Genomic DNA, 19,986 nt, shown 5'->3' with positions numbered 1-19,986 from the left:
CAATGCGTGCATGGATTGGCATTCTCGGCTTGATCTGCGCCGTTGGCGTGCAGGCAGCCCCAAAAATCGCTGTCACTGATTTGGCGTTCGAGCAGCGAGTGGAGCAGTACATTCATACCGTTTCCGCGCAAACCAATGTCCAGGCCAACGCCTATCAAGCCAGCGGTTCGGCGAGTTACAACGAGTACGAAAGCAGCACCAGCTACATAGAACAGGGCGAGCTACGGAAATTCAGCGGCGACATCAAGGGCGAGATATTGAAGTCAGGGATGTTCCAACTGGTTCAGGGCACGCCCTACACCGCCAAGTCCCAAGAAGACGTTTATGACGTGATCAAACGGATCAAAAACGGCAATTTCAAAGGCGCAGATTTCGTGCTATTTGGCACGGTGTCCGACATCGATTTTCGCCAGGACATCTCCGCGCTGGCCAATACCGACAGCCATACGGCGGTCTTGGGGCTGACATTGGTGGGCAGCTTCAGCCTGATCAACACCCGTACCTTCGAGATCACCTCGGCCTTCACCGCCATGGGCGAAGGTCAAGACACCAAACTGGTCAATGGTTATGACCAGCACGTCACGCTTAATCGCGGGCATGTGGTCCGGGACGTATCGAAATCCATCGGCCTAGACGTTGCTCGGCAATTGAAAGAACAACTGATGGGCTTCAATGGCAGCAGCGAAACGCCGTCGCCACGCAACAACTTGCCCCGGGATGAAGCGCCGACGATATTGCGCTGATTTCTGGGCGCCGTGAGCGGCCGTCCCTGGCCGCGCACGGCTTACTCGGCATCCTTACCTCGTCACTCCCCTGCGCAACACCTGCGTTCGGCCGCATGGTTTCACGGGGCCTCTTTGCGCAATTTGATATTCAATTCACAGGCGGTCTATAAGCGGGCGACTATCTCTAGAGCCAACTTGTTGGCGAAGGTCCTTCGGACCTATCGCAGCCTTCGGCAGCTCCTACAGAAATCTGTGCAGCGCCAAAAACCGTGGGACCGAATTTATTCGGAAAGGCTTCTGTCCTGACACGCTGCAACCTCAAACCACACAAAGTGCCAACCAGTTTGCTGCGCGACAGCGCAGCGTCGAAGACGTGGCGGACCCTCCTACAGGGATTGCGATATTCAGCGGGAGGCTGCGCTGTTTGAACCGGTGCCTTCCCGAATAAATTCGGTCCCACGGATGTCGCTGTTCGCACATTCGTAGGCGCTGCCGACGGCTGCGATAGGTCCGAAGGGCTTTCGCCAACACGCGGGCGGCTACAGACGCCCGCACATGTCAGCGGGTCAAACCGTTGCGCGATGAATCGTTGCCAAAAATGCCGCAGCGCCCACGAACAATCCGGCGAAGGTGCGGTTCATCCGGCGTTGTTGTTTAGGCGTGCGCAACAACCTTAATACCCGCGAAGCCAGGCCGGTATACCCCGCCATGACGGTCAAATCCACCGCAACCATGGTCACGGCGATGATCAGGTATTGCGCGAGCAAAGGCCGAAGTGGGTCGATGAACTGCGGCAGGATAGCCAGCATGAATACCAGCGCTTTCGGGTTGCTGATGTTCACCAGAAATCCGCGCATCACCAAACTGAGTGGTCGACCGATTGGGCGAACTGCATCATCGGCAGCCAAGTCCATCGCCAGCGCACGCCATTGTTTGACGGCGAGGTACACCAGGTAAAAGACGCCAAACCATTTGATCAAACTGAACGCCAACGCCGACGTGGCAAGAACAGCGCCCAGCCCTGCGGCGACAATCGCGATTTGCAGCACCAAGGCGACTTGCAGACCGAGGGCGTTCCAGTAACCGCGCCAAAAGCCGTAACGCAAACCACAGGACATTGACGCAATGGCGCCCGCACCTGGAGACAAGCTGATGACCCAACAAGCGGCGAAGAACGCCAGCCACGTTTCAAGCAACATCACTCACCTCGGGAATTTTGAACGCGGCTAAGAGGATAGCGCTTCCAGCTCCGCTTGCATGCTTTCCAGCAGTTCCAGCAGTTCCAGCGCTTCCATCCAGGTTTCTTCCAATTCTGCTTCGCGAATTTTCAGCTTTGCCTGATCCGCCAACAAGTCGCGCAGCTTATCTTTGTTCGCCGCGTCGTAGTTTGTGCTATCGGCCAGTCCCGCTTCGACCGTGGACAACTTTTCATGCAGCGTACCGAGGTCGCGTTCGAGCTTGTCGGCCTCGCGCTTGTGCGGCGCCAGCTGTTGACGCAAGGCCGCCGCTTGTTGGCGTTGGGCTTTTTTGTCGGTCTTATCAGGGTTGACCGGCGTGTTGTTAACCGGTGCATTGCGCAGACGATAGTCCACCAGCCAGCGAGCGTAATCTTCAAGGTCGCCGTCGAAGGTCTGCACCAGACCATCAGCCACCAGCAAGAAGTCGTCGGTGGTGCTCTTGAGCAGGTGTCGATCGTGAGAAACCACCAACACCGCGCCACTAAACTCTTGAAGGGCCATGGTCAGTGCCAGGCGCATTTCCAGGTCCAAGTGGTTGGTTGGTTCGTCGAGCAGCAGCAGGTTCGGCTTGCCCCAGGCGATCAACGCCAAGGCCAATCGTGCTTTTTCGCCACCGGAAAAATTCAATACCGGCTCGTCCAGGCGCGGCCCCCGGAAGTCGAAACCCCCGAGGAAGTCACGCAAGGTCTGTTCACGCTCGGTGGGCGCGATACGTTGCAAGTGCAGCAATGGGCTAGCTTTGGAATCGAGGGAGTCCAACTGATGCTGGGCGAAATAGCCCACGATCAGGTTTTCGCCACGAACCAATCGACCACTTAACGGCTCAAGCTCACCGGCGAGGTTTTTGATCAGGGTCGATTTACCCGCACCGTTGGGGCCCAGCAAACCAATGCGGGCGCCCGGTGTCAGCTGTAATTTGACCTTTTCCAGTACGGCTCTTTCGCCATAACCCAAACGGGCATCGGACATATCCAGCAGCGGACTGGAGATTTTGTCGGACTCACGGAAGGTGAAGTCAAACGGCGAGTCGACGTGGGCCGCCGACAGCTCCTCCATGCGTTCAAGGGCTTTCATCCGGCTTTGAGCCTGACGAGCTTTGGTCGCCTGGGCCCTGAAGCGCGCAATGAATTTCTCCATGTGAGCGCGTGCCACTTGCTGCTTGTCGTACGCCTGCTGCTGCTGGGCCAGACGTTCAGCTCGGGCGCGCTCGAAAGCGCTATAGCCGCCACGATAGAGAATGATTTTTTTCTGTTCGACGTGGGCGATGTGATCAACCACTGCGTCGAGGAAATCCCGGTCGTGGGAGATCAACAGCAAGGTGCCGGTGTAGCTCTTGAGCCAGTCCTCAAGCCAAAGAATGGCATCGAGGTCCAAGTGGTTGGTGGGCTCATCGAGCAGCAACAGGTCCGATGGGCACATCAGTGCCTGGGCCAGGTTCAGACGCATCCGCCAGCCGCCGGAAAAGTCTCCGACCTGTCGATCCATCTGTTCGTTGGTGAAGCCCAGGCCGGCGAGCAACTTGCGGGCACGGGCGTCAGCCGTGTAGCCATCGGCAGCGTCCAGCTCGGCGTGAAACCGTGCTTGAGCGGAGCCGTCCTGAGCCAACTCGGCGGCGGCCAAATCGCTTTGTGCCTGACGCAGACGCAAGTCCCCGTCGAGCACATAATCCACCGCCAGGCGTTCGAGGGTCTCGATCTCCTGGCGCATGTGTGCGATGCGCCAATCGGCGGGCAGCAGGCAATCACCAGAGTCGGGGGTCAATTCACCCCGCATCAAAGCGAACAGGCTGGATTTTCCGGCGCCATTGGCACCGATCAAACCGGCTTTATGGCCGGCGTGCAGCGTTAACTCGGCGTCTTCTAGCAGACGTTGCGGGCCACGCTGTAAAGTTAGGTTTTGAAGTCGAATCATAATGGCGGCGGAGTCTACCAGCTTCGTCCGAAACAAGTAGATGACTATGCCTTCTGATCTGTGGAGTTTCACCTTCAATCTCTATACCCAACCGGGCGTTGAACAGGCCTGTTTGCGCCTGCAGGCCAGCGGGGCCAATGTTTGCACGCTGATATGTGGCGCATGGTTAGGGCAACGCGGAGTGATTTGCTCGGTTGAGCGTTTGAGCGAAATCAGACAATTGGCCACGCCCTGGCACGACGCGGTGGTGCAACCGCTCAGGGCATTGCGCACGCAATGGCGAATGGCGGCGGCCGATGATGCTGAATGGGGAGCCCTGCGGCAGCAGGTAAAGGGTCTGGAGCTGGACGCCGAGCGCACGTTGTTGGCGCGACTGGAGATACTGACTCAGGGTTGGCCAGTGGGTGTTGCTGAGGATCTAGTCGCTTGGCTAGAGGGGCTTGCCGCCGACGCAGCCAAAGAAAACCGCGACGCGCTGCGGGTGCTGCGCGTCGCGGTGGACCAGCGTTAAGAAGCGCTGGTTGGGGTAGCAGGCGTTGCCGTTACCGCTGGAGTTGAAGCCGCAGGAGCGGCTGCAGTCGAGGCGGTGGAGGCTGGCGGGGTTGCCGGCTTAACCGCTGGCTTGGCGGCCGATTTCGCGGCGGCTTTCACTGGCGCAGGTTTAGCGGCTGGTTTTGCGGCGGACTTGGCCGGCGCTTTGGCGGCAGCCACTTTAACCGGTGCTTTAGCAGGCGCTTTTGCTGCCGGCTTAACCGCAGGTTTTGCAGCGGGTTTGGCGACAGCTGCTTTAGCCGGCGCTTTGGTCACCGCAGACTTAGCAGCGCTTGCTGCAACTGGCGCTTTCGAAGCGGCTTTCGCAGCGGGCTTGGCGACAGCGGTTTTCGCCACCGGCTTGGCAGCAGGTACTTTGGCGGCAGCCGCTTTAGCAGGCTTGGCGGCAACAACCGGAGCAGGGGCTTTAACCGCCACTGGCTTAGCTGCGCGCAGGCTCAATGTCTTGCCCGCTGCGTCTTTTACACGACCGATGCCCTGGGCCAGTTTCAGGCTTTCTTGAGCATCACGCTTGAGTTGCAGAATGTAGGTGCGGGTTTCGGTCTGACGGGACTTGAGCGCGTCGAGCAGTTCTTCGAGTTCGGACACGCCCTGCTTGGCTTTGGCTTGTGCCTTGGCTTTTCCGGCAGTGGCGGCATCTTGCAACTTGATACGGGCGTTGTGCAGTTTTTCCTGGGCTTTGCCGCGCTGCTTTTCCAATTTCGCGAGCATTTTTTCAGCTTCGGTCATTGCTTGGGAGCAGGCGTTTTCCAAATGTTCGAGCAGACTGTTCGAAAGCTGTTGAAGCAAATGCAACGGCGTATGTACTAATTTGGCTTCTACTGACTTCTTTTTCGCCGACATGACTAACCTCCTGGCTGGCTTGATTGGGGCTCATACTAGACCTCTGCATGACACGCCGCTAGGTGATGTTGACAGCAACAACATGCCATCGTTTGCACAGCGCCGAACTGATTGAGAGCAGTACCCATGACAGTTCCGTGAAATTCCCTTTCACGCGAGGCAGCGTCACGGCGTCTGCGCTGGCATAATCGCCGCTCCCCAGGCTGGAGTGGACCATGTCGCGCTACCTATTAATGTCTCTGTTTCTTCTGCTACCGCTCGCTCAAGCTGCCGAAACTGCCGCTCCCGCGAGCGATCATGATCTCGCGTATAGCCTCGGAGCGAGCCTCGGCCAGCGACTTCGCCAGGAAGTGCCTGACCTGCAGATTCAGGCGTTGATCGATGGCCTGCAGCAAGCCTATCAGGGCAAACCGCTGGCGCTCAAAGACGAACGCATCGAACAGATTCTCCGGGATCACGACGCCGCAGTAACGCAGTCCGAAGAGGCGCCTGCGCCGGAGCCACAAAGCGAAGCAGCTATGAGCACTGAACAGCGTTTCCTGGCGCTCGAAAAAGCCAAACCGGGTGTTCAGGTACTCGCAGACGGCGTGTTGATGACTGAGCTTAAGGCAGGCACCGGGGTGAAACCCACCGCATCGGATCGTGTGCAAGTACGTTACGTGGGCCGACTGCCTGATGGGACCATCTTCGATCAAAACACTCAGCCACAATGGTTTCGCCTGGACAGCGTGATCGCTGGCTGGACCAGTGCTCTACAGGGGATGCAGGTGGGGGCGAAATGGCGACTGGTGATTCCGTCCGCCCAAGCGTATGGCGCCGAAGGTGCGGGTGATCTTATCGACCCGTACACACCGCTGGTATTCGAGATTGAATTGCTGGACGTTGCCCGATAACACATCCGTCGGGCGGACCTTCAACATCCGGGGCGCAGGAAGCGCGCCCGGAAATTGCAGGTATCAGGCCTGGGCAGCGTCAGGCGTTTTGTGGGAATTGTGCAGCACTTCGATCAAGCAATCTTCGAGTTCGAAGCGTTCATGGAGCATGTTGCCCAGCTTCTTGAACTCTTCGGCAACGAGATCAGCATCAGAGCAGTCACCTTTGTCACAGCGGTCGTTGAAGGCCAGCGCGAACTCGGTGATGACGTCGATTCGTGGGTAGATTTGCTTGGCCAAGTCCAGGCCGCGCTCATCGTTGAAGGCTTTCGCTTCACTGGTCAATTGTTCATAGACTTCAAAATGCCCAGCCGAAACGTAATCGACCAACACTCTGCAGAAGTCTTGAAGGGCTTCGCGGTCTGCGGCCAGAGCTACCGGCGTATCGCCGAGCGCGTCGTAGTCACGTACAAGCTTTTGGCGGTCTTCAAGCCAGCGATCAATCAGCTTATGAACCCCACCCCAGCGCTCCTGAGCATTTTTGCAACTTTCCAGCATGATGTTCTCTCTTCCCTTCAGGGTCATGCGGCTCTGCACCGCTCCCCAGACTTCTAGTACGCCTCTGGGTAAGAGACGGGCCTGATGAAGCTACAAAAACGGCATATTTCCGATAACGCGTGCGGACCAGATTATGCCCGCACACCAACCCCATCAAGGTACGCAGGAGAGAAAGTTCATACAAGTGTTTAATCCGGGCGGGCGTGAAGATCCGATTATTCAGGGTCCAGACGGGCAGGCTCACGCTGGAACAACTGATAGGTCGCGAACATAATCAAGCCGGCAAATGCCAGCAAACTCCATTCGGGAACACTCATCTCAAGCAGCGTCCAGCTGACCTCATCGCAATTGATGCCGCCCATGAAAAGGCGCGATATGGCTTCGTTGACAGCCATCGTTTCAAACAAATATTCGAAACCAGGCACGCATGACAATAAGTCTTGAGGGGGCAGCGTTTGCAACCACACCTGACGTCCCGCCGTCACGGCGCCCGCCAGAGCAAACAGCAGCAGCATCGAAGAGTAAATCCGCCAAACGAGCTGACCAGGCGCATGCAAGTAAGCAACCAACGACATGATGCCGAAAGCGACCACAAAGATGCGTTGCAGGATGCATAAAGCACAGGGTGTCAGCCCCTCTTCATACTCCAGATACAGCGCCATACAGATAACAAGCGCACAGGCGATGAAAGCCAGGAAAAACAGGGGACGCGAGCGGGCCAGTTGCATGGCAGATCCGTTACAGAATGCGAGGGCACCTACGGTAGAGAAAGCATCTGAACGTTTCAAGGCAGCAACGGGCCGATACGTCTGCAATGCCGTAGGGCCCTAATGACGCGACGGGTAGGACTTTATTGCGAAAAAAGGAAACCGTTCTTTTCGGCTACTCACCGATAGGAACAGTCCTACAAATCGGGTAATAAGCTTAGCCATCACGGGACGTGGCGGGCCGCATTCATGAGACCCGCGAACCTGTTACGCCCTCGCCAACACGGGAAGTGGCCTTGCCAGCAAACGCTCATCAAGCAGCCCAAGACCTTCCTGGAACAATTCATTACTGCGGTCGGTTTCGCCCAATTGCGCCAAGAGTCTCGCCAACTCAGCGCACGCCTCAGGGTTACGCTGCAAGCGTAAGCTGTCTTCCAAATAATCCCGTGCTTTACCCCACAAACTGCTTTGCAGGCATAGACGCCCGAGTGTCAACAACAGGCTCGGATCGGCAGGGTGCTGCTTGAGCCAGCCTTCGGCAGTTTGTAACTGCCGAGCAGGGTCATTACCGCGCAATAATCCGTAGAAGCGCGCCAAGTGGCTGTTGTAATCGCGTTTGACGGCCCCTCGCAACACTTCCTCTGCTTCGCCGTCGGCGCCCAGTTGGCGAAGTTGCTCGGCATAAGCCAGCACCAAGGGCGGCTCTTGCCGTTGGGCGGAAGAAAGCTGCTTCCAGGCGTTGTTGAGCGACTGGAGTCCTGCTTCGCCTTCCTGCTCACGATGCGCGGCGAGCGTCAGGTTTTCGCCCCAGGCCCGGCGTTCCAGCTCAACCAGGTCTGCCGCCGGCAGCACCTTGTCTTTGCGCAACTCAGGCATCAGCCGAATCAGCGCTGCCCAGTCGCTTTGTTGCTGATACAGGCGCTGCAGTTGGCGCAAGACCTGCGGGTTATGAGGGTGACGCTCATGCATGGCTTCCAGGGTCGCCCGAGCGCCGTCGTTGTCTCCACGGTCCAATTGCAACTGCGCGTGACTTAACGCAATGGCCAGTTCGGCGTGTGGCTGTCGTTCCAGTGCACGCTCAAGCAGGCTGTCACAGTCTTCGTAGCGACCGAGTTCATTCGCCGCACGCGCTGCGCCAAGGTAGTACAGCAGCGGTTGACGCTCAGCTTCAGCCGCTCGTTGCAAATGACGTTGCGCGTTGGCCCAGCGGCCTTCAGCAAGGTCCAATTGACCTTGCTCAATAGCCTGCTGCACTCGACGACTACGGTTGCGCCGTGACCATGGATTGACCACGCCACTGGAGGTTGTTACCAGGCTTAATAGAACCCGAACGGCAAACACCGCCAGCCAAATAACCAGCAGTAAACCCAACGTCGCCCACAGGCTCGATTCGTAGCGGAAGTTTTGATAGGCAATCAATACGTAGCCCGAGTGCTCGGAAATGGCGACTCCGATCAGCGCCGCGACGACGATCACCGCAAACAGGATCAGGTACACACGTTTCATGGGCTGGTCTCCTGCTTGGCTTGCGCGGCAGGTTTATCTGCAGCGAGGTGCCGTCGCTCAAGGTAGGCCTGCACCGAACTCAGGCTTTGCGCCAAATCAGGGGTGACCACTGACACCGGTTGCGTTGTCAGGGCTTGCAGACGCTCATCGAGCACTTTGCTTTGTGGGTTGTCTTTGTTGAAGTTGTTTTGCAGGACATCGCGCGCCTCGCCGATGGCTTGGGCATAAACCTTGGGTTCGCCATTCAGCGCGGCCCATTGCGCCTGTTCCAGCGTCAGACTCAAGGCCAGCCGAACCTGTGTGAGGCTCTGCCCGGCCAACAGCGGACGGATGTTTTTGTCGGCATTGAAATCGATACGGATGTAATGGGAGATCTGATCCCACCATTGGGCCCAATGGCTGTCGGTGGCGTCACCGGCAGCGGTCAAGCCGAGCAATGACTCACCTTTGTCCTGATACTCCGGCGCCAAGGTGTTGAGCTGAGCAACTTGATCCCGCAAGGCCCCCAGCTGCAAGAACAGTCCGGTACGATCCGGTTGCTCAACGCTGCGCAATGCGGCGAGACTTTTAGCCAATTGCTCGCGGGCGGCAAACGAACCTGGGTCGTCCTGCTCTTGCAGAATCTGATCGGCACCCTGAACCAAGGCCAGCGCGCTGTTGATATCCTGCAACGCCGACAAGCGCAGGCTGGCTAAACGCAATAAATGCTCGGCCTCGGCCAATCGCCAATCCTGGCGGCTTGCACCCAGCACGGTCTCCAGACGCTCACTCAATCGCTGCTGATCGCCCTGAAGCTGTGCAACCAGACGCCGACGCTCTTCCAGCTCTGTCGGAGGTGGCAATTGCGCCAGACGTGTGGCCAGTTGCTGCTCGCTCTGTTTCAGCGTTTGCGTCTGTGTGCCGATGTCCTGTAATTGGCTCAACTGCTGCTGATGACCTGCTTGGAGGCTGCGCACCTGCCACACCCCCCAGCCACCCACGGCAATGCCAGCCACACCCAGCAGCAACGCCAGGATCACCAGACCGCCGCCACGGTTTTTCGAGGGAGTGTTCGGGGTTGGCGCAGACGCTTCAATCACCGGTTCAAATTGTTCTATGGGCAAGACTGTTTCGCTCACGTATCCATCCTTTGCATTAGGGCGCACATCACATCGAAGACGACGCTGCTCTGAATGAGGTCATCATCGCTACGCCTGGAGGGCAGGTTCAGGCTGAGCCCGTAACGCCGCCAGCAAAGCCGCGGCATTAGCGCCGCGACAATCAATAACTGTCTGAGCCCCCGCCGCTGACGCCAATTCAGCGACCCGGGGACTCGGTACAAACAAAGGTAACCGTGCCACATCCGACCAAGCATCGCCCGCCAATACGCGCAAGTGTTCAAAACCCTGTCCACTGCTGACCACCACACCGTTCAAGCGTTCCGCTTCGATACGGCGTGGCAGCTCAGACGCGGCGTAATTGGGTAAGGTGCGCCGATACAAGGGAAGATAATCGACACTGGCACCTAGCGCACGTAATCGGTCGGCCAGCAGTTCCCGGCCACCTTCGCCGCGCAGGATTAATACCCGCGCGCCAGGCAAGGCCATGGCTTCCTGCAACGGCGCCAATGCGAGCAAGGCTTCGCTGTCATCACCGCCCTCGGGATAGGCGACGTCCAGGCCATAGTCTTGCAGAATATGCGCCGTTGCAGCGCCGACAGTGAACCACTGCTGAATGGGCGGTTGCGGCCATATTTCGTCAATTAAAGCCAAACCCAAACGTGCAGCCGGCTTGCTGACGACGATGACAACGGAATAGAGGTCCAGATCGAAAATCATTGAGCGCTGCGCACCGGTGAGTGCCAACGGTTCAATGTCCAGCAAAGGCAGGCTGCTGCTATAGACGCCAACGTCACTCAGCAAGGTCGCCAGCGCGGCTGACTCCTGCGCGGGACGCGTCAGCAGCAGTCGCCAACCCGTCACTCTGCGCCCGCCTCGCCGTAGACTTTTTGCAAGATAGCTTGTGCACCTTGGGCCAACAACGCTTCGGCAACCTGGACACCCAATGCTTCAGGGTTAGCCCGAGGGCCGCGGGCATCCGCGTTTAGAAGAAGGCCGCCTTCTGGATCGCCGACCATTGCGCGCAGCCAGATCTGCTCACCTTCCAGCACCGCGTAACAGGCGATGGGCACTTGGCAGCCCCCATTGAGGTGCTTGTTCAACGCTCGTTCTGCGGTCACCCGCACCGAGGTATCAGCGTGATTGAGAGGCGCGAGCAAGGCTTGAATTTCGCTATCTGCCGTGCGGCATTCGATTGCCACTGCGCCTTGACCACCTGACGGTAATCCGTCTTCGATACTTATTGGCGCAGTGATACGCCCTTCAAAGCCCAATCGAATCAAGCCAGCCGCCGCAAGAATAATCGCGTCGTACTCACCCGCATCCAGTTTTGCCAAGCGGGTGTTGACGTTACCGCGCAGGAAACGAATCTGCAGGTCTGGCCGTCGTGACAGCAGTTGCGCCTGACGACGCAAGCTCGATGTGCCGACAACGCTGCCCGCAGGCAACCTATCCAGACTGGCGAAGGTGTTGGAAACAAACGCGTCGCGGGCATCTTCACGCTCGCAGATGCAGAACAGACCCAAGCCCTCAGGGAAGTCCATCGGAACGTCTTTCATCGAGTGCACGGCGATATCGGCGTTGCCCTCAAGCATGGCTGTTTCCAGCTCCTTGACGAACAATCCCTTGCCACCAATTTTGGACAAGGGCGAGTCGAGCAACTTGTCAGCACGGCTGACCATGGGCACCAACGTCACGATCAATCCCGGATGGGATTCTTCCAGACGGGCTTTGACGTATTCGGCCTGCCATAAGGCCAACGCACTTTTGCGGGTAGCGATGCGAATTTCGCGAATGGACATGGATCGATCCGTACTTGAATAGATGCGACGGATAATAACAGCTGTGCGCACTCGCGGGCCTGACCTGGCTCAGAAGTTAGCGCCTACAGATATGCGAACCTCTGTAGGGGCCGACTTGTTGGCAAGGCCTCGACACGGTTTATTGTGTAACCCGCGCAAAACCTATAGCTGTTGCATCATTTTGCGCACGCCTGCCACATGGCGCCGGCTCACGATCAGCGCGTCGCCGTTAAGACCACGCAGAAACAGCTGAAAATGACCCAACGGCGTACGCTGCAGACGCTCGATGCGATCGCGGGCGACCAGCGCATTGCGATGGATGCGCACAAATCGATCGCCGAACTCATCTTCAAGCGCCTTGAGCGGCTCATCCAGCAGCACCTCGCCGCCTTCATGGCGCAGGGTCACGTACTTGTGATCGGCGATAAAAAAGATCACCTGATTCAGCGGTATCAGCTCAATACCCTTACGGGTCCGTGCACTGATATGGGTGCGCGGACCGCTGCCCGTTTCAGCAGCAGGACGGGTCATGGCCGCCAGCTGAACGCGATTGGGACGCTCAGCTTTCTTCAACGCCTCAAGCAAATGCTCGGCGCGCACCGGTTTTACCAAATACCCCACCGCGCTGACCTGAAATGCCTCCAGCGCAAATTCGTCGTGGGCGGTGCAGAAAACTACGGCGGGCGGCGTCTCGCGTTCGCACAGTTTTGCGGCGACTTGCAGACCGTCCAGACCCGGCATACGGATATCGAGCAGCACTACATCCGGTTTAAGGCTATCGATCAGCGCCAAGGCTTCTTCGCCATTGGTAGCGCTGGGTTCGAGGACTCTGTAGCCCTCGAGTTCGCTGACCAGGCGACTCAGTCGCTCACGGGCCAGGGGTTCGTCATCAACGATCAGGACATTCATATTGCTTTGGCTTCCTGCGTGAGTCTCGCACAAGGATAGCGTAGACAGGTGAAGTGACGACCGTCACGGCGTTCCACGCTCAGACTGGCGCGCGGGCCAAAAAGTGCCGCAATTCGCGCACCAATGTTCACGAGTGCCTGATGGGTGCCGTTGGAAGTCTGCTTTTTGGCGACTTCGTCATAGGGATTGCTGACGCACAATACGAACTCCCCCTCTTTATAGGTTGCTTCTACCCGAACTACACCGCCTTCAATCCTCGGTGCAATGCCGTAAAGCAAGGCGTTTTCAAGTAACGGCTGTAAGGTTAGCTGTGGAATTGGCAAGTCGTCCGGAATCGCACTCACCACCCAGTCCAACTGTAGACGCTTGCCGAGACGATATTGCTCAATCGAAAGATAACGTTTCGCCAATTCAAGTTCGTCACGCCATGTAACAAGATTTCCCGGTTTGGCGAGGCTCGCACGAAACAAATCGGAAAGATCCAACACCGCCTGCTCGGCCTTGATCGGGTCGCTGGCGACCAAGCTGGCGATACTGTTAAGCGTATTGAAGAGAAAGTGCGGCCGGATTCGAGCTTGCAGTGATTCGATCCTGGCGCGCAATTCCGCTTGCTGCTGCTTGCGCCACTGACTCTGCAGATAAAAATAACGCAACATCAGTGCCGACATGATTAGCGCAATCAGCGCATAGCGAAAATACCTCTCCACCCTAACTCCGACCGTCGCCGTTCCTGCCAGTTCGCAATACTCTGTCACCGCCGTGCATGCCAGGGTCAAACCCACCACCAATGCACAACACAACATACCTGCGACGCCTGCCGGCAAACGCGCCAACCAAGGACGCAGACCACACATCACAGCGGCTGAAAGCAGAACGATCCACTGCACAAACATTGAAATCAGCGCCAGTCGCACCCAATTGAACCCCGCAACCATGGGCTCGACCAACACCAGAACCATGACCAATAGCTCAGCCAGAACCACCAGCACCAACAATGCTTGGGGCACACACAGTTCCGGCAAGAAAAATTCTTTTTCAGGTACTGGTGCAGCACCCGTTTTCAACCGTTCAGTTCGCATCGGTTCAGTCTCTGCGCCACCACACTCAGCGGCAAGCTGCACAGGAATAAAAAAACAGCAACCCTGTTATTATCGCCAGCGCCGCCTCAACCTCGGCCATTCCCACTTTTAAATACCAGACAACTGACTATCGAGCGAATCCATGAGCACCGACAAGACCAATCAGTCCTGGGGCGGCCGCTTCAGTGAACCCGTCGACGCGTTTGTCGCCCGCTTCACCGCCTCCGTCACTTTTGATCAACGCCTCTATCGCCACGACATCATGGGCTCCATTGCCCACGCAACGATGCTGGCCCACGTCGGCGTTCTGACCGACGCAGAACGCGATTCCATCATTGATGGCTTGAACAACATCCAGACCGAAATCGAGGCCGGCAACTTTGACTGGCGCATCGATCTGGAAGATGTGCACATGAATATCGAAGCGCGTTTGACCGACCGCATTGGCGTCACCGGCAAAAAGCTGCACACCGGACGCAGCCGTAACGACCAGGTCGCGACCGATATTCGCCTGTGGTTGCGCGATGAAATCGACCTGATCCTGGCTGAGATCACTCGCCTGCAGCAGGGTCTGCTAGGGCAAGCTAAACGCGAAGCCGAGACCATCATGCCTGGTTTCACCCACTTGCAAACCGCGCAACCGGTGACATTTGGTCACCACATGTTGGCGTGGTTCGAGATGCTCAGCCGCGATTACGAACGCCTGGTCGACTGCCGCAAACGCCTCAATCGCTTGCCGCTGGGCAGCGCTGCACTGGCGGGTACGACTTACCCGATTGATCGTGAACTTGTGTGCAAGCTGCTCGGTTTTGATGCCGTCGGCGGCAATTCACTGGACAGCGTTTCCGACCGTGACTTCGCCATCGAGTTTTGTTCGGCTGCCAGCGTGGCGATGATGCACTTGTCGCGTTTCTCCGAAGAACTGGTGTTGTGGACCAGCGCGCAGTTTCAGTTCATTGACCTGCCAGATCGCTTCTGCACAGGCAGTTCGATCATGCCGCAAAAGAAAAACCCTGACGTGCCAGAACTGGTACGCGGCAAAAGTGGCCGGGTTTTTGGTGCCTTGATGGGCCTGCTGACCTTGATGAAGGGCCAGCCTCTGGCCTACAACAAGGACAATCAGGAAGACAAGGAGCCGCTGTTCGACGCCGCCGACACCCTGCGCGATTCGTTGCGTGCGTTTGCCGACATGATCCCGGCGATCAAGCCCAAGCACGCGATCATGCGTGAAGCGGCGTTACGTGGTTTCTCCACCGCCACTGACCTCGCCGATTACCTGGTCCGCCGCGGTCTGCCGTTTCGCGACTGCCACGAAATCGTTGGCCACGCCGTGAAATATGGCGTGGAAAGCGGCAAGGATCTGGCCGAAATGAGCCTGGAAGAACTGCGCACCTTCAGCGATCAAATCGATCAGGATGTGTTCGCCGTGCTGACCCTCGAAGGCTCGGTCAACGCGCGCAACCACATCGGCGGCACCGCGCCGACGCAGGTCAAAGCGGCAGTGGTCCGCGGCGAAGCACTGCTGGCCTCCCGCTAAACCTGTAGAGCCAACGTGTTGGCGAAGATGCCCGCGTCGCATCACGTACGCCGCTTCGCGAACAAGACCGCTCCTACCGACGATTGTTTTTGCCCGTATGTGGCTATTTTTTCAGGAAATCAGCATGACCGACAAAACCGACATTATTGACGACGACGAAGAAGAGTTTGCTGAGTCGACCTTGGTCCAAGCCATCGAAAACCAGATTGAAAGCGATAACCCACCGGCTGCCAAAGCGACCTACAACAAGCTGACGTTGGTGGGCTATGAGCGTGAAGAGATTCTGCAATTGATGGCCCATGTGCTAGCGGTCGAGATTGATGCCCTGCTCGAAGACGATCGGCCCTTCAATACCGAATGGTATGAACAGGCACTCCGAGCGCTTCCTACGCTACCTCCCGAGACCAAATGACAACTGGTTAAAGATCTGCTGCAAAAGTTCTGCACCCTGTCTACACTGCAAAAGCCCCGCTGCCGTATCACCCCCCGGGGCTGTCGCGCCACGCCGGCTTTATGGGTCCTCAAGAACTCAAATAAGCGCAGGACAGCTCGTTCCTGTGCCTTGACTCAAGACAGACCCAAACACCAGAGCGGCGCATCACTGGAAATGTCTGGAGTGTCTATGTCGTATACCCCTGAGTTGGTTGCCGAACTGGAAATCCTCGCACTGTTCAATCTGGGCAATACCCTTGAGGGCCTCAAAGTCCATCACATAGCAGCTCCCAAAGCGATCGCCGCCGCACAGCGCTTGTTCGATAAAGGGCTGATCACTCAGTTCGATGGTGGTTACCTGACCAGTCTGGGTCTTGAAGCTGCCGAGCATGCCCAATCACTGCTGACCATTCTCAACGTCACCGAAACTGCCTGAGACTCTCGCCGGGCTCGCGGGAATTCACCTTCCAAAAGGTATCGCGAGCCATTCCTTCAGGACTTCATTTTTTGCGTTGGCTGCCGATACTATTTTGGCGCCAATTATTCACGCAGCTAAAAAGTGCTCGGATGTCAGCGCTCGCCGCTTTGAACACTCCTTTTGAACTCGCCCGCCGGTTAGCTGCGATGACGCGTACCTTTGAAATCCGCCCCGACTTGAATGAAGGCATTGACCGCAAGGTTCTCAGCCAGCTGCGCAACCGCTTTCTGACCGTCAACGATGGGCGGCTGGGCCGGGCCATGGAAGGTCTGTCGACGCGCCAACAAGCGGTATTGACGCTGCTGCCGCTGTTCTTCCACGTCAACCATCCGCTATTGCCTGGTTATGTGTCCGGCAGCACACCTGCTGGAGTTTCCGGCTATGACCCGAACGCCCAGGCGCTGGCTGAAGCTCAACGGTTGACCCGGTCCTTTTCCTATAAGCAACGCCACGGTGATCTGCCGCAGCCGATTCACGGCCTGTTTTTGATGGGCAGTCTCGGCACACTAGCCCAGGCCGAGCAGAGTGATATGGATGTCTGGGTCTGTCACGACTCGGAGCTGAGCCCAGATGCTATCGCCGAATTGCGAAAAAAATGCCAGGCGCTGGAAACCTGGGCCCTTAGCCAAGGCGCCGAAGCGCATTTTTTTCTCATTGATCCCAAACGTTTTGTGCTTGGCGAGCGTGATGCGCAACTGAGCTCGGAAGATTGCGGCACTACCCAGCATTATTTGCTGTTGGATGAGTTTTACCGCACCGCTATCTGGCTGGCTGGCCGTACGCCGCTGTGGTGGTTGGTGCCCACCTATGAAGAACCCCATTACAGCGCATACACCCACACGCTGATCTCCAAGCGGTTCATTCGCGCGGATGAAATCCTCGATCTTGGCCATCTGGCACACATCCCGCCCGGCGAGTTCATCGGCGCGGGGCTCTGGCAACTGTTCAAAGGGATCGAATCGCCCTACAAGTCGGTGCTGAAACTTCTGCTGACCGAGGTCTACGCCAGCGAGCAGCCGCACGTGCAGTGCCTGAGCCTGCGTTTCAAGCACGCAGTGTTTGCCAACACGCTCAATCTTGATGAGTTAGACCCGTACATGATGGTTTACCGACGCATTGAGGAATACCTCAACGCACGATGTGAGCCCGAGCGCCTGGAGTTGGTGCGACGCAGCCTTTATTTGAAGGTCAACAAGAAACTCACCGGCTTGCCACGACAGCGCACCACCAGTTGGCAGCGCTTGCTGCTGGAACGTCTGACCAAGGAATGGAAGTGGGACGAACGACAGCTCGCGCTGCTCGACAGCCGCAGCCAGTGGAAAGTGAGACAAGTCGCCACCGAACGCCGAGCGCTGGTCAACGAGCTGAACCACAGCTATCGATTCCTCACCGAGTTTGCCCGCAAGCAAAAAGCCGTCAGCCTGATCAACAAACGTGACCTGAATGTGCTCGGGCGACGCCTTTATGCAGCGTTCGAGCGCAAGGCCGGCAAAGTTGAGTTCATCAACCCAGGAATCGCGCCGGATTTGGCAGAAGACACACTGACCCTGGTGCAATCGCCGAATAAACGTGAACCCGGCAAAACTCAGTGGGCGCTCTACAACGGCAGCCTTGGCGCGCACGAGTGTGAGCACTTTTCACCGATCAAGCGCAGCCGGGAATTGCTCGAATTGCTGACGTGGTGTCACCGCAACAACGTGATCGACCACACCACGCGCCTGGCACTGCACCCTGGCACCAGCGATTTAACCGAATTGGAGCTGTTCAACCTTATCGGCAGCCTGCAACAGGCGATTCCCCTGCCCCTTGGCCTCGTCAGCGAGGAGCATTTATTGCGCCCCAGCGTGCCGAGCGAGGTCTTGCTGCTGGTCAATGTCGGCATCGATCCGCTCAAGCATCATCGCGACCTGAATATTCTGATGACCACCGAGCGCACCGACTCGCTGAGCTATGCCGGGGTTCGCGAAAACCTGGTGCTGACCTTCGACCAGATCACGCTTAACAGCTGGAATGAAATAGTGGTCAGTCGATATGACGGGCCCCACGCGCTGCTCGACTGCCTAAGCAATGTTCTCAGCAACTTGCCCGAGGGAGCACAGCAGCCGAGAGTGCGGGTGCGTTGCTTCTGCCATAACCGCGCGCCCGCCATTGCCCTTCGGGTCGAAGAGCTGGTGAAAACCGCACAATTGTTGTTGGCTCGACGCTTGAACCACCGTTACCTGATTCAGGTTCAGCAGCAGTACCACGTACTGGAAATCGTCCCCGGCCAGATCAACCATGTACCGCTGTCCAGTCTTCCTGCGCTGCTCGATTACTTGAGCGAAGAGCTGCCCAGTTACAGCCCGCTGCATGTGGACCCGTACGCGCTCAACGACCATGATTTGGCGTTGATCCTGCCTCACGGCCAGCCAGAGTGCATTCAGGTGTTCTACCGCATCAGCGAACCCTACGCTGATCTGTATGTGCTCGATGAACACAACTCCCTTTGGCACCAGCGCTTGCCCTACTTTGACGAGCCTTGCCTGTTATTGCCGTTACAACGCTTCTTCCAGTCTTTGGTCTATCGACGCGGCGCGCTGCTACCGCTGGACAATCCGCTTGAGCCTTTAACGCTGGAGACGTTGTACTACCAGATATCGCCCAACGGCCCCGGCCGCGCCCGACGCATAGAACCTCGCACGGCGCCCGCGACGCCCGCCGACAAACCGTTCTATGAAGTGCAAGCAATTATCGAAGAAGCCACGCCGGGGCAGTTGAGCGTTACCTTGTATTGCAACCAGCGAGAGTTTTCCGAGTTGGAGTATGGCGAGCAGTTATTCACCGTCGTTGCCGAGCAAATCCTGCAACAACGCAGCGAAGGCGAACGCTATCGCTGCTACATCACCGACCTCGACCTCTCCGGCCTGCTGGGCGACGTGCGCGGGCAGAGCATTTTGTTTTTACGCTACAAGGCCGACCTGGAAAGGTCGCTGAACGACGCGATGGATTCGGCTTGAGAAACCTGTGTTTGCGGCAGACGCTTCGCCAGCACGTTGGCTCCTACAGAGCCCGGCGCTGAATTTGCACCTTACACATCCCACAGAAAACCGGCCCGGCGCTAAATCTGGACTACTCGAAACGTTGCTCACTGTTCAACTTGCGCTGCTCGGCCGTCGCGCAGATCTGGCGGCGGCGATTGTCGTCCGCCGAGCGCCATTCGCGGATGTCTTCCACGTGACGCCAGCAACCGCTGCACACTTTCTGCTCATCCAGGCGACAAATGCTAATGCACGGCGACGGCACGGCAGGGCTGACGTTGCTGAACAGCGGCTTGGCCGGTTTGACCGGCGCTGGGTTACTCGTGGTCACGATCAAATCTCGTCGAAATCCAGCTCAACACCACCCTGCTGCAAGCACAGGCGATGGAGCATTTCACTGAGCAACTCTTCGCTGGTATCGCACGCCCAACGCTTTTCTTCTTCGTCGTAGTCGAAATGGAAACCACCGGATTTCGCTGCCAACCACAGCTGACGCAGCGGTTCCTGACGGCTGAAAATGAGCTGCGTACCGTTTTCAAACTTCACGGTCAGCACGCCCGCCGAGGCTTCCAGGTCCAGATCCATATCGCTCTCATCGAAAATATCCTCCAGCGCTTGCTGGGTGGCATCAACCAGATCGTGAAAGCGGGCTTCAGTCAAACTCATTACGGGAACCTCAGAAAGTGTCTACCAACGCGCAGCGACGCAAGATACGGTCGCTTT

20 protein-coding genes are annotated in these 19,986 nt (G+C 57.5%); 7 read left to right on the top strand and 13 right to left on the bottom strand.

Annotated features, from left to right (window positions below; genetic code table 11):
* Positions 1-2 precede the first annotated feature (2 nt).
* On the top strand, positions 3-743 hold the full coding sequence (locus tag RHM59_RS17935; protein ID WP_322166608.1) for a penicillin-binding protein activator LpoB: 741 nt from the start codon (positions 3-5) through the stop codon (positions 741-743).
* Positions 744-1,291: 548 nt separating this feature from the next.
* Here the strand turns inward: RHM59_RS17935 and RHM59_RS17930 are convergent.
* Together RHM59_RS17930 and RHM59_RS17925 are read right to left on the bottom strand one after the other, a co-directional pair.
* Positions 1,292-1,924 carry a LysE family transporter gene (locus RHM59_RS17930; RefSeq protein ID WP_322166609.1) on the bottom strand — a complete coding sequence of 211 codons (633 nt, stop codon included), beginning with the start codon at positions 1,922-1,924 and terminating at the stop codon, positions 1,292-1,294.
* A 27-nt stretch (positions 1,925-1,951) separates the two neighbouring features.
* Complete coding sequence (locus RHM59_RS17925; RefSeq protein WP_322285141.1) at positions 1,952-3,874, bottom strand: ATP-binding cassette domain-containing protein; 1,923 nt, start codon at positions 3,872-3,874, stop codon at positions 1,952-1,954.
* Between the two features lie 46 nt (positions 3,875-3,920).
* Here RHM59_RS17925 and RHM59_RS17920 point away from each other — a divergent pair, with 46 nt between their 5' ends.
* Positions 3,921-4,385 (top strand): TIGR02444 family protein, encoded by a 465-nt coding sequence (locus RHM59_RS17920; RefSeq protein WP_322286722.1) that lies wholly within the window; start codon positions 3,921-3,923, stop codon positions 4,383-4,385.
* On the opposite strand, the gene RHM59_RS17915 is transcribed toward RHM59_RS17920, so the two are convergent.
* On the bottom strand, positions 4,382-5,269 hold the full coding sequence (locus RHM59_RS17915; RefSeq protein ID WP_416195027.1) for an AlgP family protein: 888 nt from the start codon (positions 5,267-5,269) through the stop codon (positions 4,382-4,384). The genes RHM59_RS17920 and RHM59_RS17915 overlap by 4 nt on opposite strands.
* Before the next feature lie 215 nt (positions 5,270-5,484).
* Here RHM59_RS17915 and RHM59_RS17910 point away from each other — a divergent pair, with 215 nt between their 5' ends.
* Positions 5,485-6,162, top strand: coding sequence for an FKBP-type peptidyl-prolyl cis-trans isomerase (locus tag RHM59_RS17910; protein WP_322166612.1), 678 nt, complete (start codon positions 5,485-5,487; stop codon positions 6,160-6,162).
* Between the two features lie 63 nt (positions 6,163-6,225).
* On the opposite strand, the gene rsd is transcribed toward RHM59_RS17910, so the two are convergent.
* From rsd to RHM59_RS17870, 8 genes are all read right to left on the bottom strand, one after another.
* Positions 6,226-6,699, bottom strand: coding sequence for a sigma D regulator (rsd, locus tag RHM59_RS17905; protein WP_322286721.1), 474 nt, complete (start codon positions 6,697-6,699; stop codon positions 6,226-6,228).
* Between the two features lie 215 nt (positions 6,700-6,914).
* Positions 6,915-7,427, bottom strand: coding sequence for a disulfide bond formation protein B (locus RHM59_RS17900; RefSeq protein WP_322285140.1), 513 nt, complete (start codon positions 7,425-7,427; stop codon positions 6,915-6,917).
* 246 nt (positions 7,428-7,673) lie between these two features.
* Complete coding sequence (locus RHM59_RS17895; protein ID WP_322285139.1) at positions 7,674-8,912, bottom strand: heme biosynthesis protein HemY; 1,239 nt, start codon at positions 8,910-8,912, stop codon at positions 7,674-7,676.
* Complete coding sequence (locus RHM59_RS17890; RefSeq protein ID WP_322285138.1) at positions 8,909-10,030, bottom strand: uroporphyrinogen-III C-methyltransferase; 1,122 nt, start codon at positions 10,028-10,030, stop codon at positions 8,909-8,911. Before RHM59_RS17890 ends, RHM59_RS17895 begins: the two co-directional genes overlap by 4 nt.
* Before the next feature lie 69 nt (positions 10,031-10,099).
* Positions 10,100-10,873, bottom strand: coding sequence for a uroporphyrinogen-III synthase (locus tag RHM59_RS17885; protein ID WP_322184578.1), 774 nt, complete (start codon positions 10,871-10,873; stop codon positions 10,100-10,102).
* Positions 10,870-11,811, bottom strand: a complete 942-nt coding sequence (gene hemC, locus RHM59_RS17880; RefSeq protein ID WP_322166618.1) for a hydroxymethylbilane synthase — start codon at positions 11,809-11,811, stop codon at positions 10,870-10,872. The genes RHM59_RS17885 and hemC overlap by 4 nt, the downstream gene beginning before the upstream one ends.
* A gap of 162 nt (positions 11,812-11,973) precedes the next feature.
* The gene (locus RHM59_RS17875; RefSeq protein WP_322166619.1) at positions 11,974-12,720 is read right to left on the bottom strand and encodes a LytTR family DNA-binding domain-containing protein; all 747 of its coding nucleotides are present in this window, start codon (positions 12,718-12,720) and stop codon (positions 11,974-11,976) included.
* Positions 12,717-13,799: a sensor histidine kinase gene (locus tag RHM59_RS17870; RefSeq protein WP_322285137.1), complete on the bottom strand. Its 1,083-nt coding sequence runs from the start codon at positions 13,797-13,799 to the stop codon at positions 12,717-12,719. Before RHM59_RS17870 ends, RHM59_RS17875 begins: the two co-directional genes overlap by 4 nt.
* 142 nt (positions 13,800-13,941) lie before the next feature.
* On the opposite strand from RHM59_RS17870, the gene argH reads away from it, so the two are divergent.
* From argH to RHM59_RS17850, 4 genes are all read left to right on the top strand, one after another.
* Positions 13,942-15,336 carry an argininosuccinate lyase gene (gene argH / locus RHM59_RS17865; protein ID WP_322166621.1) on the top strand — a complete coding sequence of 465 codons (1,395 nt, stop codon included), beginning with the start codon at positions 13,942-13,944 and terminating at the stop codon, positions 15,334-15,336.
* A 124-nt stretch (positions 15,337-15,460) separates the two neighbouring features.
* Positions 15,461-15,748, top strand: a complete 288-nt coding sequence (locus RHM59_RS17860) for a hypothetical protein (protein ID WP_322166622.1) — start codon at positions 15,461-15,463, stop codon at positions 15,746-15,748.
* Positions 15,749-15,958: 210 nt separating this feature from the next.
* The gene (locus tag RHM59_RS17855) at positions 15,959-16,204 is read left to right on the top strand and encodes a TIGR02647 family protein (RefSeq protein WP_322166623.1); all 246 of its coding nucleotides are present in this window, start codon (positions 15,959-15,961) and stop codon (positions 16,202-16,204) included.
* Between the two features lie 188 nt (positions 16,205-16,392).
* Positions 16,393-19,242 (top strand): class I adenylate cyclase, encoded by a 2,850-nt coding sequence (locus tag RHM59_RS17850; RefSeq protein ID WP_322285136.1) that lies wholly within the window; start codon positions 16,393-16,395, stop codon positions 19,240-19,242.
* A 112-nt stretch (positions 19,243-19,354) separates the two neighbouring features.
* Here RHM59_RS17850 and RHM59_RS17845 read toward each other — a convergent pair whose 3' ends face one another.
* Both RHM59_RS17845 and cyaY read right to left on the bottom strand, forming a co-directional pair.
* Entirely contained in the window at positions 19,355-19,594 is a 240-nt protein-coding gene (locus RHM59_RS17845; protein ID WP_322166625.1) for a DUF1289 domain-containing protein, read from the bottom strand.
* 2 nt (positions 19,595-19,596) lie between these two features.
* Positions 19,597-19,929 (bottom strand): iron donor protein CyaY, encoded by a 333-nt coding sequence (gene cyaY, locus RHM59_RS17840; RefSeq protein WP_322285135.1) that lies wholly within the window; start codon positions 19,927-19,929, stop codon positions 19,597-19,599.
* Positions 19,930-19,986 lie beyond the last annotated feature (57 nt).

The organism is Pseudomonas sp. MH10, assembly GCF_034353045.1.
GTDB lineage: Bacteria > Pseudomonadota > Gammaproteobacteria > Pseudomonadales > Pseudomonadaceae > Aquipseudomonas.
Note: the sequence above shows the minus strand (reverse complement) of the source record. Positions and strands in the feature narration are given on the sequence as shown.